This window comes from Mesorhizobium sp. 2RAF21 (assembly GCF_052115345.1).
GTDB lineage: Bacteria > Pseudomonadota > Alphaproteobacteria > Rhizobiales > Rhizobiaceae > Mesorhizobium > Mesorhizobium terrae.
In genome coordinates this window covers 277837-293513 of sequence record NZ_JBFRGM010000006.1, presented here as the reverse complement: position 1 = coordinate 293513, position 15677 = coordinate 277837, and the positions used below count along the sequence as shown (strand labels likewise).

Below are 15677 nucleotides of genomic sequence, written 5' to 3'. Positions count from 1 at the left end.
CGCAACATCTGAGCCTCCGTATCTTCGCCTGTGACGGGCCAAACGGGCGCGTCCGGCACCTGTCGTTAGCTCCGATCGGCACCATCCTCATCGATGAGGATGCGTTCGGCGCTGCCCTCGATATCGTCGTACTGACCGCTGCGCAGCGCCCACAGGAAGGCGGCAAGGCCGAGCCCGCCGAGAAAGAGCGCAACCGGGATCAGCACGACAAGGTTGCTCATGAGGCGGACCTTTCGGCCAATCCGACCATCGCCGGAGCAGCGGTCCGCCCCTCGCCCGCGACAACCGAACGCCCGCCATGCAACCGCATGGCGTTGGCGACGACGATGATCGACGACAACGACATGGCGATCGCCGCGATCAGCGGCGTGACATAGCCGAGCACGGCGATGGGCACGGCAACGAAATTATAGGCGATGGCGAAAGCGAGATTCAGGCGGATCAACCGGCCGGCCTTACGAGAGATGTCCAGCGCGAAGGGGATCGCCGACAGGCTTTCGCGCAGGAAAACGAAATCAGCAGCGTTGCGACCGACATCGGCGGCGGTGGCCGGCGCCATCGAGACGCGGGCAGCAGCGAGCGCGGGGGCATCGTTCAAGCCGTCACCCACCATCAGCACCTCGTGGCCATCCTTCGCGAGTTCGGCGATCCGCGCCACTTTCTCGCCGGGCAGCATGCCGAAACGATAGTTGGCGATGCCGGCCTGTGCTGCAGTCGCTTCGGCGTTACGCCGATGGTCGCCGGTCAGCATCTCGACCGCGAGGCCTTGGCCCAACAGGTCACTCACCGTGCCTGTGGCGCCGGCGCGCAGCTGGTCCTCGCAGACAAAGCGCGCCCGCAGGACACCGTCGCGGGCAAGCACGGTGCCATCGTCCGCCGCGCCTGCCGCATCGCCAAGCGCCCATTGCGCGCGGCCCAACCGCCAGACCGAACCGTCGATTTGCGCCTCCAGCCCGTAGCCGGGAACTTCGGTGACCGTATCGAATGGACCGGACCGCGGGGAGCCGTCTTGATTGGCCTGCACGATGGCGCGCGCGACGGGATGGCGGGAATGCGCCACCAGCTGCGCCGCGACAGTCATGTCGACCGGCGCGATCTCGCCGCCATTGGTCAGCCGCAGCGCGCCTAGGGTCAGCGTCCCGGTCTTGTCGAAGACGACCGTGTCGATGACGGCGAGCCGTTCCATCGCCGAACCGTCCTTGACCATGATGCCGTTCTCGAACAGCCGGCGCGCCGCCACCACCTGCACGATCGGCACGGCGAGGCCAAGCGCGCAGGGGCAGGTGATGATGAGGACGGCAATGGCGATGGTGATCGAGCGGTGCCAGTCGCCGGAGGCCAGCATCCAGCCGGCGAAGGTCAACAGCGCCGTCAAATGGACCACGGGCGAATAGAGCGCCGACGCGCGGTCGGCGATGCGGCGGTAGCGCGCGCGGCCACCTTCGGCGACCTCCATCAGGCGCACCATCTCGGCCAGGAAGGAATCCTTTGCGGCGGCGATCGCTTCCACGGTCAAAGCGCCGGTAAGATTGAGCGCGCCCGCCTGCAGCAGCGAACCCTCGCGCACCGCTTCCGGCTCGCTTTCGCCACTGACCAGCGAGCGATCGACCTCGGAGGCACCTTTCACGACACGCGCGTCGACCGGCACGCGTTCGCCCGCTGCCAAAAGAAGCATGTCACCCTCGGCGATCTCCTCGACCGGCACATAAATGTGGCTGCCGTCCTTGGCGATCACCATGGCGCCGCGCGCGGCCAGCCGCCTCAGGCCGGAAACGGCGGTGCGTGCCTTTTCGCGCATGACATGGTCGAGCGTGCGGCCGATTAGCAGGAAGAACAGCAACGATACCGAGGCGTCGAAATAGGCGTGCGGGCCGTGATTGATCGTTTCGTAAAGGCTCATGCCATAGGCGAGGCCGACGCCGACGGCGATCGGCACATCCATGTTCATGCGGCCATGGCGAAGCGCGTTCCAGGCCGAGCGGAAATAGATGCGGCCGGCAAAGACCAGAACGGGAATGGCGATCAACGCCGAGATCCAGTGGAACAGGTCGCGCGTGGCGTCCGTCGCTCCGGACCACACCGAAACCGACAAAAGCATGATGTTGCCGGCGGCGAAACCGGCCACGGCGACGGCGCGGATGAGTTCGGCAAGGATAGGGTCCTTGCCGTCGCCGCCTTCGGCATCGAACAGATGCGCTTCGTAGCCCAGCCCGGCGAGCGACGCCACTAGAGGCGGCACCTCACCCTCGCGAAAGCGAACCGATACACGCCGGGTCGACAAATTGACGCGCGCGCCAACCACTCCCGGCAGTTTCCGCAGGCCGCCTTCGACCGAACGGATGCAGGCGGCGCAATGCACGCCGGGAACGGCGAGATCGACCTGCGACAGCCCGCCGCCAAGTGAGCGGCTGGCCAGCCTGATCTCATCGTCCGACGGGTCGGCACTGGCGTCGCGATCCAGATCGAGCGCGGATTCGGCGCCCGGCGCACAGCAGCTCATTCGATCGCTCCGTTGCGCACGATCACACGCCGCACCTGCCGATAGGGACGCTCGCGCCCGGTTTGGGCGTCGACCTCAACGATCCAGACGCCGTCGCTTATGGTCTGTTGCGAACTGAAGCCTCCATCCGCCTGGCGAACGAGGTCGATCACCCGGTCTTCCGCGTCATAGGCGGGATGGCGGAATGCCACTTTCACGCCCGTGGGCAAGATCGCCTTGCCCGCGGCGTCGGCAAGTTCGTAGCGAAGGGTGCCGTCCGCCAGCGTCAGCTTGCCCTGCCAATGCAGCGCCGCCTGCGCGCGTCCCTCCTCGGCCTTGCGGTTGAACTCCTGGCTGGCGACATAGGTGTTTTGCACGACCAGTCCCGTCCAGCTCGTCCGCGCCAGCGTCGCCATCGTCAGATTGACGGCGATGATGACGCCGAAGAAGGCGAGGATGAGTGCCAGCATGTGGTAGCCGGTGAACTCGCGAGGCGAATGGCGGCGCGTCGTCATCTTGATGCCTCCGGAGCGATGAAAGTGGCGGCGTAGCTGGCTGTTTCGGCGCCGGCGGCATCCTTGGCGACGAACCGGAAGACGGTGTTCGTGCCGGCGACGCGATCGCGCGGCAGCCGCACATAGACCTTGACCGATCTCAACCTGTCCGGTTCGACCTCGATCGCCAGCGGTTCCGCCTCGATCTGCTCGACACCGACCGCGGTGATGGCAGCATCCGGCAAGCCGTCGACCGAGAGCTGGATGGTGCGCGGCTCGGGGATCATGTTGAGCAGTTTCACCGTGTAGCCGTTGCGGATCGCCCCATCCGACAAAACGACGAATTGCGGGTTGCGGTCGTGCAGGACATTGAGCTGCAACCGCTCGCGGGTCATGAGCGCGTAGAGCATGGCAAGGCCGATCAGCGCCCAGACGGCGGTGTAGATGAAGGTGCGCGGCCTGAAGATCTTGCCGGGATGGAACTGCGCGACCTTTTCAGACAGGCGCCCGTCAGCCTGCCGTATCGAAGCCGGATCGGGCACATGCGCGCCGTTGCCGGTGGCGAGCGCCATATTGGCGTTGTAGTCGTTCAGCGTCGCATAGGAGATCAGGCCGCGTTCCTTGCCGATCTTGTCCATGACGCCGTCGCAAGCGTCGATGCACAACGCGCAGGTGATGCATTCGAGCTGCTGGCCGTCGCGAATATCGATGCCCATCGGGCAGACGGCGACGCAGGCGTTGCAGTCGACGCAGTCGCCGATGCTGTGGCCGGCGGCGGCCGCCTTCTTGGCATGGCGCGAACGCGGCTCGCCGCGCCAGTCATTATAGGTGACTGTCAGCGAATTCTCGTCGAGCATCGCCGCCTGGATGCGCGGCCACGGGCACATATAGGTGCAGACCTGCTCACGCATCAGCCCGCCGAAGACATAAGTCGTGGCGGTGAGAACGGCGACGGTGATGTAGGCAACGGCCGCGGCCTGACCGGTCACGACGTCGGCCAACAGCGTCGGCGCATCGGCGAAATAGAAGATCCAGGCGCCGCCGGTGGCGACCGCGATCAACAGCCAGATGGCGTGCTTGGTCAGCCGCAGCACCGATTTGCGGGCCGTCCACGGGCTCTCGTCGAGTTTGATGCGCGCATTGCGGTCGCCCTCGACGGCGCGCTCGACCACGAGGAAGAGGTCGACCCAGACGGTCTGCGGGCAGGCGTAGCCACACCAGGCGCGGCCGACGGTGGAGGTGATGAGAAACAGGCCGATGCCCGCCATCACCAAAAGGCCGGCTACGAAGAAGAATTCCTGCGGCCAGATTTCGATAAAGAAGAAATAGAAGCGACGGTTGGCGAGGTCGATCAGAACGGCCTGGTCGGGCGCGTAGGGACCACGGTCCCAGCGCAGCCACGGCGTCAGATAATAGATGCCCAGCGTGACCGCCATGACGATCCATTTGAAGGAGCGGAAACGCCCGGCAGCGCGCTTGGGAAATATCTTCCTGCGCGACGCATAGAGGGGCTGGCGGACCTTGGCGGAATTGACCGCCTCCGCCTCCAGCGTTTCAACCTGCCCGATATCAAGCATGACATGCGCTCGTTTGCTGTTCCAGCAATCGTACTTGCATCTTCGAGGCGCGACCCGCCTTGACCCAGGTCAAGACCGGGCCCGCTCGATGCATGTCGGGGCCCGCCGCCATGAGACGGGCCCCGTCGCCGGGCGGGGAGAATGTCCCCCTTTGCAAGTCTCTATTCTCCGCCGCCCAGCGAATGCACGTAGACCGACAATTCCTTGACCTTGACGTCGCCGAGGCGAGCGCCCCAGGCCGGCATGACGCCATTCTTCGGCGCCCGCACCTGCGCGGCGATCGCCCGCTCGCCGGAGCCGTAGAGCCAGATCGCGTCGGTCAGGTTCGGCGCGCCGAGATCGCGGTTGCCCCTGGCATCGCCGCCATGGCAGGCCGCGCAATTGTCGGTGTAGACCTTGGCACCGTCGGCCACCCGGGACGCATCGCTGACCGGCCCGGACAGGCTCGCGACATAGATGCTGACATCAGTGATCTGCCCGGCATTGAGCACGTCGCCGAATGGCGGCATCTCGGAGGTGTGGGTGTCGGAATCGTCGGCAAAGCGGATGCCGTGGGTGATCGTCTTGTAGATCTGTTCGGCGGAACCGCCCCATAGCCACTCGTCGTCATTGAGGTTGGGGAAGCCCGGTGAGCCTTGCGCGCCCGAGCCGTGGCACTGGACGCAGTTGACGCGAAATGTAGCGGCGCCCGCCGCCGAAGCGAATTCCCGCAGCTTCTCGTCGGCATCGATCTCGGCGACCGTCTTCGACTGGATCGCGGCCAGGTATTTTTCCTGGGCGGCGCCGGCCGCGGCCATTTCCTGTTTGATCTCGCCGCGGCTCGAATAGTTGAGCACGCCCTTGGTTGCGGAGGTCAGCAGCGGCCATGCCGGATAAGCGACCGTGTAGGCGATCGCCCAGACAATGGTGGCGTAGAAGGTCCACAGCCACCAGCGCGGCATCGGATTGTCGAGTTCGCGAATGCCGTCCCATTCGTGGCCGGTGGTGGCGACGCCGGAGACATCATCTATGTGCTTGTCGGTCATGGCGTGTCGTCCTCGAGTGGGATCCTGGCGGCGGCATCAGCCTGCTTTCGGCTGCCCGGACGAAGGGTGAAGAGCACGGCGCCGACGAAGAATACGGCCATGGCCAGCAGGCCCCAGCTGTCGGCGAAATGACGCATGGCGGTGTAGGTTTCCATGGTGCGACTCCGTCAGCGGTAACCGGCGGCATCGTCATAGGTCGAGAAATCGACCAGCGTGCCGAGCATCTGCAGATAGGCAACCAGCGCGTCCATCTCGGTCACCTGGCTTCGATTGCCGTCGAAATCGCCAACCTTCACCTTCGGATAGCGCTTGGTGAGGCCCGACGTATCGGCGTTCGGATCGGCCTGCGCGATCAGGTCGGCCTCGGCATTGGCAATCATGTCCTTGGTGTAGGGAACGCCGACATCGACATTGGCAACCAGTTGCGTGGAGAAGCCCTTCGGCGACAGCGGCACGTCCTTCAGGAAGGCGTAGCGGGGCATGATCGATTCCGGCACCACCGAGCGCGGGTCGCTCAGATGCTGGACATGCCATTCGTTGGAATAGCGGTCGCCGACGCGGGCGAGATCCGGACCGGTTCGCTTCGATCCCCATTGGAAGGGATGGTCGTACATGGACTCCGCGGCCAGGCTGTAATGCCCGTAGCGCTCGACCTCGTCGCGGAAGGGGCGGATCATCTGACTGTGGCACAGATAGCAGCCTTCGCGGACGTAGATGTTGCGCCCCGCCAGCTCCAGCGGCGAGTAGGGGCGCATGCCCTCGACCTTCTCGATGGTGTTCTGGAGATAGAACAGCGGGGCGATCTCGACGATGCCGCCGATGGTGACGACCAGGAAGGAGCCGACGAGCAGGAGCGTGGCGTTGCGCTCGATGAGGGCGTGTTTGTCCAGGAGAGACATTTTTGGGAACTCCTATTCGGCCGGCTGCAAAGCGGGAGCGACGCCCGTCGTCGGGGCTTCCTCGCGCAGATGGCCGCGTATGGTCATGAAGATGTTCCAGGCCATCACCAGCGCGCCGGCCAGATAGAGCCCGCCGCCGAGTGCGCGCATCACGTAATAGGGGTGCATGGCTGCGACGGACTCGGCGAAGGAATAGACCAGGAAGCCCTGCTCGTCGTATTCGCGCCACATCAGGCCCTGCATGATGCCCGACACCCACATGACGGCCGCGTAGACAACGATGCCCAGCGTCGCCAGCCAGAAGTGCCAGTTGACCATGCGCACCGAATAGAGCCGCTCGCGGTTCCACAGGCGCGGCACCATGAAATAGACCGCCCCGAAGGAGATCAGCCCGACCCAGCCAAGGGCGGCGGAATGCACGTGGCCGATGGTCCAGTCGGTGTAGTGGGACAGCGAGTTGACCGCCTTGATCGACATCATCGGCCCCTCGAAGGTCGACATGCCGTAGAAGGCGACCGCCGTCACCATCATGCGCACGATCGGGTCGGTGCGCAGCTTGTCCCAGGCGCCCGACAGCGTCATCAGGCCGTTGATCATGCCGCCCCAGGACGGCATCCACAGCATGATCGAAAAGACCATGCCCAGCGTCTGCGCCCAGTCAGGCAGCGCGGTGTAATGGAGATGGTGCGGACCCGCCCAGATATAGAGGAAGATCAGCGCCCAGAAGTGGATGATCGACAGCCGGTAGGAATAGACCGGCCGGTTCACCTGCTTGGGGATGAAATAATACATCATCCCTAGGAAGCCGGCGGTCAGGAAGAAGCCCACCGCGTTGTGGCCGTACCACCATTGGGTCAGCGCGTCCTGCACACCCGAAAACAGCGAATAGCTTTTCGATCCGACGAAGGAGACCGGCACCGCCAGATTGTTGACCACATGCAGCATCGCGATGGTGACGATGAAGGACAGATAGAACCAGTTGGCGACGTAGATATGCGGTTCCTTGCGCTTCAGGATCGTGCCCAGGAACACAACGAGATAGGCGACCCAGACGACGGTGAGGAACACGTCGACATACCATTCGGGCTCGGCATATTCGCGGCTCTGGGTGATGCCGAGCAGGTAACCAGTGGCCGCCATCACGATGAACAGCTGGTAGCCCCAGAACACATACCAGGCGAGATTGCCGCCGAAGAGGCGCGCGCGGCAGGTACGCTGCACGACATAGAAGGATGTCGCCATCAGCGCGTTGCCGCCGAAGGCGAAGACGACCGCCGAAGTGTGCAGCGGCCGCATGCGGCCGAAATTGAACCAGGGCTCGAGATTGAGGTCGGGATAGGCGAGCTGCATGGCAATGACCAGGCCGGCCAGAAGGCCGACGACCGCCCACAACACCGTCGCGACCGAGCCGTAGCGTATCGGCCCGTCCATGTAGGTGGACGGATCGACCGGCTGCTCCGGCTCGAAACTGACATTGCGCAACAGAACGATCGTGCCGATCGCCAATACGGCGAACAGCACCCACATATGCGCTCTGAACAGATCGTCGGCGGCAAAGCCGGCACCCAGCAACGCCAGGAACGTCGCCAGGCTCATCCAGACAATTTCAGCGCCGTATCTCATTGGGCGACCCCATGGATTGGTTGCTTCGGATCCCGCATCCCCATGCGTTCCTTGACGCCTTCATCTCCACCAGCGCGCGACGCTTTGCCTTGATCCAGGTCAAAGCCTTCCGAGGTTCGATTTGTCAGCCTTCGTGACTGGCGAGAGGCGGAGAGGCTGACCTGTGCGGTGCGAGCAATTCCTGAAATCCATCGCGGTCGGCCCGTCGCCTGGCCCGCTCGCGGCCATACCGGGGCAAGACCGGTCGAGACATCCCGCTTTGGAGATGCAGCGCATCCATGAAGACAAGCTCACGCTGTGCGCGGCGCTGGAAACGATCGCCGACACCTTGCCGGATGCTGTGTGCCGGCTCGAATGCCTGCGTATCGCCAGTATCCTGGTGCCGATGCTGCGCGACGCGCACAACTACGAGGGCGACGTCATCTTCCCCGCCTTTGCCAGTGCGACCGGGCGGAGCGACACCGACCCCACCCTTCACCGGCTACGCGTCGAACATGTCGAGGACGAAAGTTTTGCCGACGAAGTGACGGAGGTGCTGCTGGCGGTCGGCCACGGCAAGCCGATCGAGAACCCCGAAGCGTTCGGCTTCATGTTGCGCGGCCTGTTCGAAACGCTGCGGCGCCACATCGCCTTCGAACGCGAGCATGTACTGCCGGTGATTGTGGGGGACTAGTGCGTTCTTGGGCCGGTTCTGGCATCGTCGCTGTTCGCTGGAAAGCGATCTGGGTTGAGCGGAAAGGCTCCAAAACGCGGACGCCGCTTAGGGAAGGCTGCGGTTTATCGATCTACCCCGACCACTTTATCCCGCCCCTTAATGCCCGGCCCTTGCCTCCAGCCGATCGCGCCGCGCCACGCTGACATGGCGGTTGTTTTCGATCGAGATGACACCTTCGGCGCGCAGCTTGGACAATTGCCGCGAGACGGTCTCGATGGTCAGGCCGAGGAAGTCGGCGATAGCCGCGCGGGTCAGCGGCAGGTCGAACGTTGTCGCGCGCCCCTCGTCGCCCGAGCTCGGATCAATATGATTTGCGATGAGCAGGAGGAAACTGGCCACTTTCTCCGCCGCGGTCTTGCGGCCAAGCGTCACCATCCAGTCCCGGGCCTCGTCCAGTTCTTTCAGTGTCTGCCGCAGCAGCCGGTTCTCCAGTCCCGGGCTCTCCCGCATCATCCGCTCGATGGCGCCTTTGGGAAACGAGCACAGCGACACATTCGTCGCCGCTTCGGCATTGACCGCACTTTCCGACTTGAACGGGCGGCCGAGGAAGTCCGGCGCGAATTGCAGGCCGACAATCTGCTGGCGGCCGTCGGACAAGGTCTTGGTCAGCTTCACCACGCCGGCGAGCACATTGGAATAGTGATCGACCGTTTCCATATCGCCGACCAGTTCGGCTCCGGCTTCGATCGTCTGTTTCGAGGAGGCTTTCGCCAGCGTCACCAGTTGGTTCGGATCGAGCGCGCCGCAGACACCGCGATGCCGGGCCTCGCATGCCTGGCACAGGACCGGAATTCCCGCCGTATGAACATCTTCTCGCAGGTTCATGCCACTCGCACCCCGCCTTGCCTATGCCCTTGTTCTATCCCCTCCGGCTCGAGAAATCCCGCGTCAGTTTGTCTCCACCGCAAGTTGATCTGGGTCAAAGGCCAATGCCGGCCAATGCGCCATTGTTGCCAGCGTGTCGAACTCATGATTTCGGAGGCACCGTGCAAGAAGCGCTTCTGCGTCGATACCGCGCACCCGTGCCGCGCTATACGAGCTATCCCACCGCCCCGCATTTTCACCCAAGCGTGTCGGCGGCCACCTACAAGGCCTGGTTGCAGGCGCTTCCGGTCAAAAGCGCCGTGTCGCTTTACGTGCATGTTCCCTATTGCGACCGGCTTTGCTGGTTCTGCGCCTGTCATACCAAGCAGACCCTGTCCTATGCGCCCGTCAGCCGCTACGTCGGCGCGCTGCTCAGGGAAATCGAAACGGTTGCCGCCCTGCTCGACAGCGGCATCACGATCAGTGCCCTGCACTTTGGCGGCGGCTCGCCCACCTTGCTCAGCCCGCGCGACATGATCACGCTCAATGCGGCGCTGCGCGGCGCATTCCATTTCCGGGCCGACGCCGAGGTCAGCGTCGAGATCGACCCCAACGACATGGACGAAGCGCGCTTCGACGCGCTGGCACGCATGGCGATGACGCGCGCCAGCCTCGGCGTGCAGGATTTCAACCCGAAGGTACAAGAGGCGATCAATCGCGAGCAGAGTTTCGAGAAAACCCGCTGGGTGGTCGAGAACCTCAGGGCCCGCGGCATCGGCTCGATCAATCTCGACATGCTCTATGGCCTGCCGCATCAGACCCGGCATTCGCTCACTGAGACCGTGAAGAAGGCGCTTTCGTTGCAGCCGGACCGCATCGCGCTGTTCGGCTACGCACATGTGCCCTGGTTCAAGAAACATCAGCGGCTGATCGACGAGACGGCGCTCCCCGACGCCACCGAACGGTTGGCACAACTGCAATTGTCGGCGGAAATGATCGCGGGTGCCGGCTATGCGGCGATCGGGCTCGATCATTTCGCCCGGCCCGAAGATGGCATGGCGCTGGCGCTGGCCGACGGTTCGCTGAAGCGGAACTTCCAGGGTTACACGGTCGACGAGGCCGATGCCCTGATCGGGCTGGGCGCATCGTCGATCGGCCGACTGCCGCAAGGCTATGTGCAGAACATGCCGGCAACCGGCGAATATCAAAAAATGGCGGGGAAAGACGAGCTGGCCGTGGTGCGCGGCATCGCCTTCACCCCACAAGACCGGGTTCGCGCCTGGATCATCGAGCGGCTGATGTGCGATTGCGCGTTTTCGCGGACTGAACTGCGCGCCCGGTTCGGGCCGGACGCCAAAAGCGCTCTCGAAGATGCCCTGCTTCTCGCCGCCGACCCATCGAGCGGTTTTGTCCTCGACGGCGATCGTTTTCATATCGCGGAAGTGGCCAAACCGTTCGTACGCTCGATCGCCGCCCATTTCGATACCTATCTCTCAGCCGGCCCCGCCCGCCATTCCACGGCGGTGTGATGGAGCCGGCCGCCAACTCACACGGCGTAGCCGACCTTCTGCCGAAGCCGGCGGGCTTTGAGATAGCCGGCGATCGGCTTTTCCAGGAATTCATGGCAGGCAATGCCGATGGCGACGCCGGCGGCGATCGACAGGGCAATGGCGGTCGCGGCAGGCAGAGACAGAAGCCCGCTCGCCTTCATGACCACCGAGATCGCCAGCGTGTGCCACAGATAGATCGAATAAGAGGCGTCGCCGAGATAAGCGAGCGGGATGAAGCGGAAGAGCCACTTGCCCTGCTCCAGCGCCAGCACGCCGACAAGCAGCATCGCCGACAGCGGGCCCAGCACGAGCGGATTGAAACCGGCAAGACCGGCCGCGACCAGCACGAAGCCAGCGATCGCGGCGACGACAAGCAGTGCACCAAACGCTGGCCGAGGCATGGCGCCCGCCAGCCATAATTTGCCAATGCCGATGCCGATCAGGAATTCGGCGAGCAGCGGGCTGGTATAGGTGCGCAGCGCTGCGCCTTCCGGCTGCAGCAAAAGACCCAGGCACACGAGCGCGCCGAATATCGCCACCAGTGCCGGCAGACGTCGCGCCGGCGGCAGGAACAGGACCGCCGCGAACACCAGGTAGAAGAACATTTCGTAGTTCAGCGTCCAGCCCTGCACCAGCACCGGCCAGGTGCCGCCATCGCTCGGCGAGACATGCGGGACAAAGGCGAACGAGGCCGCGACATGGAAGGCGGTGAGGTGCATGTTGGGGAAAAGCCCAACCAGGCCGCCGGCGACCATCACCGCGGTCGCCGCCCAATAGAGCGGCACCACGCGTTCGGCGCGTTCGCGCAGGAATGTCAGCGGCGACGGCTGCCGCGTCTCGGCCAGCACCCACATGATGAAGCCGCTGACGACGAAGAAAACGTCGACGCCGGCCGCGCCGATGGTGAAATGGCTGCCGTTGCGCTCGGCGGCGTGGAAGACGACCACGCCGAGGGCGGCAATCGCCCGCAGATATTGTACGCCGTAGAGCCTGGTCATGTCGCGTTCCGCAACACGAGGCGCGGCGCCGGCTCGGACTGCCCAGCGCGCTGCGGCAAAGCGAGTTGGCCGGCGGCGTAATAAATGAGGAAGGAGCCGACCACATAAGGATTGATGACATCGACCTCGACGAAGGAGCGGATGAGGAACATCACCGCGATGCCGAAAAGCGTGAAAGTGGCGGGATCGCGCCGGGCATCGACGAGCCGCAAGAGCAGGCCGAACGGCACGCGCAGCATCAGCAGCGCCAGCGCGGCCAGGCCGAACGCCCCCATCTCCACCAGCACCTCGATATAGGTGTTGTGGAAATGGAAGCCGCTTCTGGTGCCGATGTAGAACTCGTCCCACAGCCGCTCGGCCTCGGAGAAGCCCTGAACCCAATAGGCCTGGTAGCCGACGCCGAAATAGGGAGTTTCAGCAGCGGCCGCCCAGCCCTGCGACCACAGATAGGTGCGGCCGGTCAGCGTCGAATCCTTGCCGAAAGCGCCCAGCACAAGATCGGCGGCGCCGAGATTGAGTGCGGCGAAAACCGCGACCAGCGCCAGCGTGACGCCGACGACCAGCGCCGCCTTGCGGGTCTTCGGCGAAAACAGCATGGCGAGCTTCAGGCAGACCATCAGCGCAAGGGTCGCCGCGATCGCCAGAACCGAGGTGGCCGATTGCGCGGCGTGCAGCGTGTAGACGCAGAGCACGCCGCAAGCCAGCGCCAGAAGCCGCCACGGGCCGCGCTCGTGCAGGACGAGGATGGCGGTAAAGGCGAAATAGATGCCAAGCGAGGAAAACAGGCCGAGCTGGTTCTTCGAGCCGAAGGCCCCGACAAAACTGTAAGTGCCGTCGAGCGGGTCGTAATTGTACTGGCCGAAGGCCACCGAAAACAGCACCACGGCCAGGATGCCGACCAGTGCGCCGAGGTTCAGCGTGCGCACCGAAACCGTGCGGGCCGCGATCAGCGCGCAGACGATATGCGACAATAATTGCAGGGCGGCACGCGCGGTGACGCCGGGCGCCGCCGACCAGAACACCGACAGGCAGGCAAGAACCGCGAAAGCGATGATCCACAAGAAGCGGCGGTAGTCGCCGAGCACGCGCCGATAGTCGACAAGGATGAGCGGCAGCCAGCAGGCGTAAAAGGCCATGATCGAGGCCTGGCCGAAGCGGCTCGAATAGGCAAAGACGAAGATCGACAGCGCAACCGCCAGCGCGCCGTACCAGAAATTGCGGTCGGGGCTGATGAGGGCGGCCTTGGCTATCTTCATGGCGTGGTTTCCATGGCGCGACCGGCGGTGTGCGGAAGCGCCGCCGTCGACAGCGCATCACGGCGCCGGCCCGCGCCTGTCATTGGCGACATGACGGCCCTCAGTTGGACGTCACGCTCGGGCCAGCGATCTCGATCTTGACCACGTCGCCCGGCAGCACCGGCGTGTTTTCGTCGGCGCTGACCTGGCCGGTCTTGCCGTCCGCGTCGGTGCGGACGATGGCGTAGCGAATGGTCGGCGCGGTGCCGTTGGCCGGATTGCGGGCGGCATCGGGTGCCCGCGCGACAGCCTCGGTCATCAGGCCGGAATACATGCCCATCTTCAGGTCCATTTCCCTGAGATCGGCCTCGGTCTGCTGACGATCCTGCGCGATCTCGGTATCTCGGTCGTTCTGCAGGCTGATGGCGTCCTGCGTTGCCTTGGCGATGTCCTGCTTGGCGCGCAGGCTGGCGGTCTCCATGTCGAGCGCCTTGCCTTCCTGCTCGGCATTCGTCTGTTCCAGCGTCAGGATGCGCTGGTTGACGACAAGACCCTTTTCGGCGAGCTCGCCGAGGCTCTTCAGTTCCGTGCGCGAAAGTTCGAGCTGCCGGTTCTGCGTGACCATCTTCTGGTCGAGCGTTTCGATCTCGGACTGGAGCAGCTTCTTGAGGTCGTCGAGCGCGCCCAGCTGCAGGCGCAGGCGCTTCTGGCGCGCCGCCATCAATGCGCTCTCGTCGCTGACCAGCTTGCGGCCCTGTTCGGTCTTGTTCAATTCCTCGGGGAAGTCGATCTGGTCCTTGCCTTCGGTTTCGGCAGCCAGCCTGGCGCGCCGCGCCAGCAACCCGTTTCGCTGCGCAACCAGCACGTCGTAATTGCCTTGCGCCATGATGAAGTCGCGCGGCCCGCCCTGGCCGCCATTGTCGGAGCGGCGCAGGCCGCCGCCGAGGCTCAAGGCCTTCAGGACGGTCAGGCCGGGCGCATAGGCATATTTGCCGGGCGTCTGCACGTCGCCGGCAAGGAACAGTGGGCGGAACTCCGAGATCTCTACCGAAGCTTCGGGCTTGTCGGGCAGGCCGAGCTTCTGCTGCAGGCCGGCGGCGATCGCGGCAGCCACCTCGACGGTCGTCTTGCCCTTCACCGCGAGCTCGCCAATGAACGGCAACGAGACGTCGCCCGACGGACTTACGCCATAGTCGCCGCTAATCGTCGCCCAGTCGCGGACAGCGCCTTCCGCGCTCTGCCACTCGGCGACACGGATGCGCAGCTTGTCCATCGCGTCCAGCCGGTAGGAATCCGAAGCGGCAGCAGCGGTGATGCCCGCCATCGTCAGGAGAGCCAGACATGCGATGGCGCGCAGAAGGCGCGCGCGACGCGACATAAAGCGGATATCTTTCACCAGGAGCCGTCCTTTGCTGTGGCGGTTTGCTTGAAGTGTCGGGCCGCCAATTGCCGGCGTCAGTAGCTGCCGCGCGAGGAGAACACCGCCGGAACCGTGCGCACGAGGATCTTCAGGTCGAAGATGAAGGACCAGTTCTCGACATAGTGCTGGTCGAAGGCGACGCGAGCACCGTAGGAAACGTCATTGCGGCCGCTGACTTGCCACAGGCCGGTCAGACCCGGGCGCGACTGCAGATAAAAGGCGGCGGCGTTGCCATAGAGTTCGAGTTCATCCCGCACCACCGGACGCGGGCCGACCAGGCTCATCTCGCCGCGCAAAATGTTGACGATCTGCGGCAGCTCGTCGAGGCTGAGCTTGCGCAGCACGACGCCGACGCGGGTGACGCGCGGATCGTTCTGCAATTTGCGGGTGGCATTCCATTCGTCGCGATCTTGCGGATTGCTGGCGAAATGGGCGGCGAGAACCTCCTCGCCATTCTCGACCATCGTCCGAAATTTCCAACATCGGAAGACGGCGCCGTTGCGGCCGATTCGCGGGTGGCCGTAAAGGATGCTGCCGCCGTCGGTGGCCTTCACCAAAGCCGCCAGCATGAGCAGCAGCGGGCTCAGCAGGGCAATTCCCGCCAATACGCCGACAATGTCGAAACCGCGCTTGATGACACCGCCGATCGCCGGCGGCGCTTCGCCGTCCGACCGTGACGACAACCTGTTGGCCAATCGGGCGGCATATCTCATTTTGTTGCTCCGCGAAAAATGGTCAGGTCAACGTTGCTGCACCGCAACATACGAACAATAGAGCGTTGGATATGTCACCTCTGTGATGAAAATCGGTCACGAAAACCGACCGACAGTCATATTTTGTAACGAATCGAAACATTGC

Annotated in this window: 15 protein-coding genes; 2 read left to right on the top strand and 13 right to left on the bottom strand. The window is 64.2% G+C overall.

Annotation, left to right across the window (positions count from 1 at the left end; translation table 11 throughout):
• Nucleotides 1-65 precede the first annotated feature (65 nt).
• From ccoS to ccoN, 8 genes are all read right to left on the bottom strand, one after another.
• On the bottom strand, nucleotides 66-221 hold the full coding sequence (ccoS, locus tag AB4136_RS12395) for a cbb3-type cytochrome oxidase assembly protein CcoS (RefSeq protein WP_024922599.1): 156 nt from the start codon (nucleotides 219-221) through the stop codon (nucleotides 66-68).
• A complete protein-coding gene (locus AB4136_RS12390; RefSeq protein ID WP_024922598.1) occupies nucleotides 218-2500 on the bottom strand; it encodes a cation-translocating P-type ATPase in 2283 nt (760 codons plus the stop codon). Before AB4136_RS12390 ends, ccoS begins: the two co-directional genes overlap by 4 nt.
• Complete coding sequence (locus AB4136_RS12385) at nucleotides 2497-2994, bottom strand: FixH family protein (protein WP_024922597.1); 498 nt, start codon at nucleotides 2992-2994, stop codon at nucleotides 2497-2499. The genes AB4136_RS12390 and AB4136_RS12385 overlap by 4 nt, the downstream gene beginning before the upstream one ends.
• Nucleotides 2991-4550, bottom strand: a complete 1560-nt coding sequence (ccoG, locus tag AB4136_RS12380; protein WP_024922596.1) for a cytochrome c oxidase accessory protein CcoG — start codon at nucleotides 4548-4550, stop codon at nucleotides 2991-2993. The genes AB4136_RS12385 and ccoG overlap by 4 nt, the downstream gene beginning before the upstream one ends.
• 161 nt (nucleotides 4551-4711) lie before the next feature.
• A complete protein-coding gene (gene ccoP / locus AB4136_RS12375) occupies nucleotides 4712-5575 on the bottom strand; it encodes a cytochrome-c oxidase, cbb3-type subunit III (RefSeq protein WP_024922595.1) in 864 nt (287 codons plus the stop codon).
• Entirely contained in the window at nucleotides 5572-5730 is a 159-nt protein-coding gene (locus AB4136_RS12370) for a CcoQ/FixQ family Cbb3-type cytochrome c oxidase assembly chaperone (RefSeq protein ID WP_024922594.1), read from the bottom strand. Before AB4136_RS12370 ends, ccoP begins: the two co-directional genes overlap by 4 nt.
• A 12-nt stretch (nucleotides 5731-5742) precedes the next feature.
• Complete coding sequence (gene ccoO, locus AB4136_RS12365; protein WP_024922593.1) at nucleotides 5743-6474, bottom strand: cytochrome-c oxidase, cbb3-type subunit II; 732 nt, start codon at nucleotides 6472-6474, stop codon at nucleotides 5743-5745.
• Between the two features lie 12 nt (nucleotides 6475-6486).
• Nucleotides 6487-8097: a cytochrome-c oxidase, cbb3-type subunit I gene (gene ccoN / locus AB4136_RS12360; RefSeq protein WP_137900291.1), complete on the bottom strand. Its 1611-nt coding sequence runs from the start codon at nucleotides 8095-8097 to the stop codon at nucleotides 6487-6489.
• Nucleotides 8098-8362: 265 nt separating this feature from the next.
• Here ccoN and AB4136_RS12355 point away from each other — a divergent pair, with 265 nt between their 5' ends.
• The gene (locus tag AB4136_RS12355) at nucleotides 8363-8770 is read left to right on the top strand and encodes a hemerythrin domain-containing protein (protein ID WP_024922591.1); all 408 of its coding nucleotides are present in this window, start codon (nucleotides 8363-8365) and stop codon (nucleotides 8768-8770) included.
• A 138-nt stretch (nucleotides 8771-8908) separates the two neighbouring features.
• Here the strand turns inward: AB4136_RS12355 and AB4136_RS12350 are convergent, their stop codons facing one another.
• Nucleotides 8909-9637: a Crp/Fnr family transcriptional regulator gene (locus AB4136_RS12350; RefSeq protein WP_024922590.1), complete on the bottom strand. Its 729-nt coding sequence runs from the start codon at nucleotides 9635-9637 to the stop codon at nucleotides 8909-8911.
• 161 nt (nucleotides 9638-9798) lie between these two features.
• Between AB4136_RS12350 and hemN the strand changes: the two genes are divergently transcribed.
• Nucleotides 9799-11145 (top strand): oxygen-independent coproporphyrinogen III oxidase, encoded by a 1347-nt coding sequence (gene hemN / locus AB4136_RS12345; protein ID WP_024922589.1) that lies wholly within the window; start codon nucleotides 9799-9801, stop codon nucleotides 11143-11145.
• Nucleotides 11146-11162: 17 nt separating this feature from the next.
• On the opposite strand, the gene AB4136_RS12340 is transcribed toward hemN, so the two are convergent.
• The 4 genes from AB4136_RS12340 to AB4136_RS12325 form a co-directional block, all read right to left on the bottom strand.
• Nucleotides 11163-12164: an acyltransferase family protein gene (locus AB4136_RS12340; protein ID WP_024922588.1), complete on the bottom strand. Its 1002-nt coding sequence runs from the start codon at nucleotides 12162-12164 to the stop codon at nucleotides 11163-11165.
• Complete coding sequence (locus AB4136_RS12335) at nucleotides 12161-13420, bottom strand: O-antigen ligase family protein (protein WP_024922587.1); 1260 nt, start codon at nucleotides 13418-13420, stop codon at nucleotides 12161-12163. The genes AB4136_RS12340 and AB4136_RS12335 overlap by 4 nt, the downstream gene beginning before the upstream one ends.
• Nucleotides 13421-13520: 100 nt before the next feature.
• On the bottom strand, nucleotides 13521-14777 hold the full coding sequence (locus AB4136_RS12330; protein WP_024922586.1) for a polysaccharide biosynthesis/export family protein: 1257 nt from the start codon (nucleotides 14775-14777) through the stop codon (nucleotides 13521-13523).
• A 77-nt stretch (nucleotides 14778-14854) separates the two neighbouring features.
• Entirely contained in the window at nucleotides 14855-15532 is a 678-nt protein-coding gene (locus AB4136_RS12325) for a sugar transferase (RefSeq protein ID WP_024922585.1), read from the bottom strand.
• Nucleotides 15533-15677 lie beyond the last annotated feature (145 nt).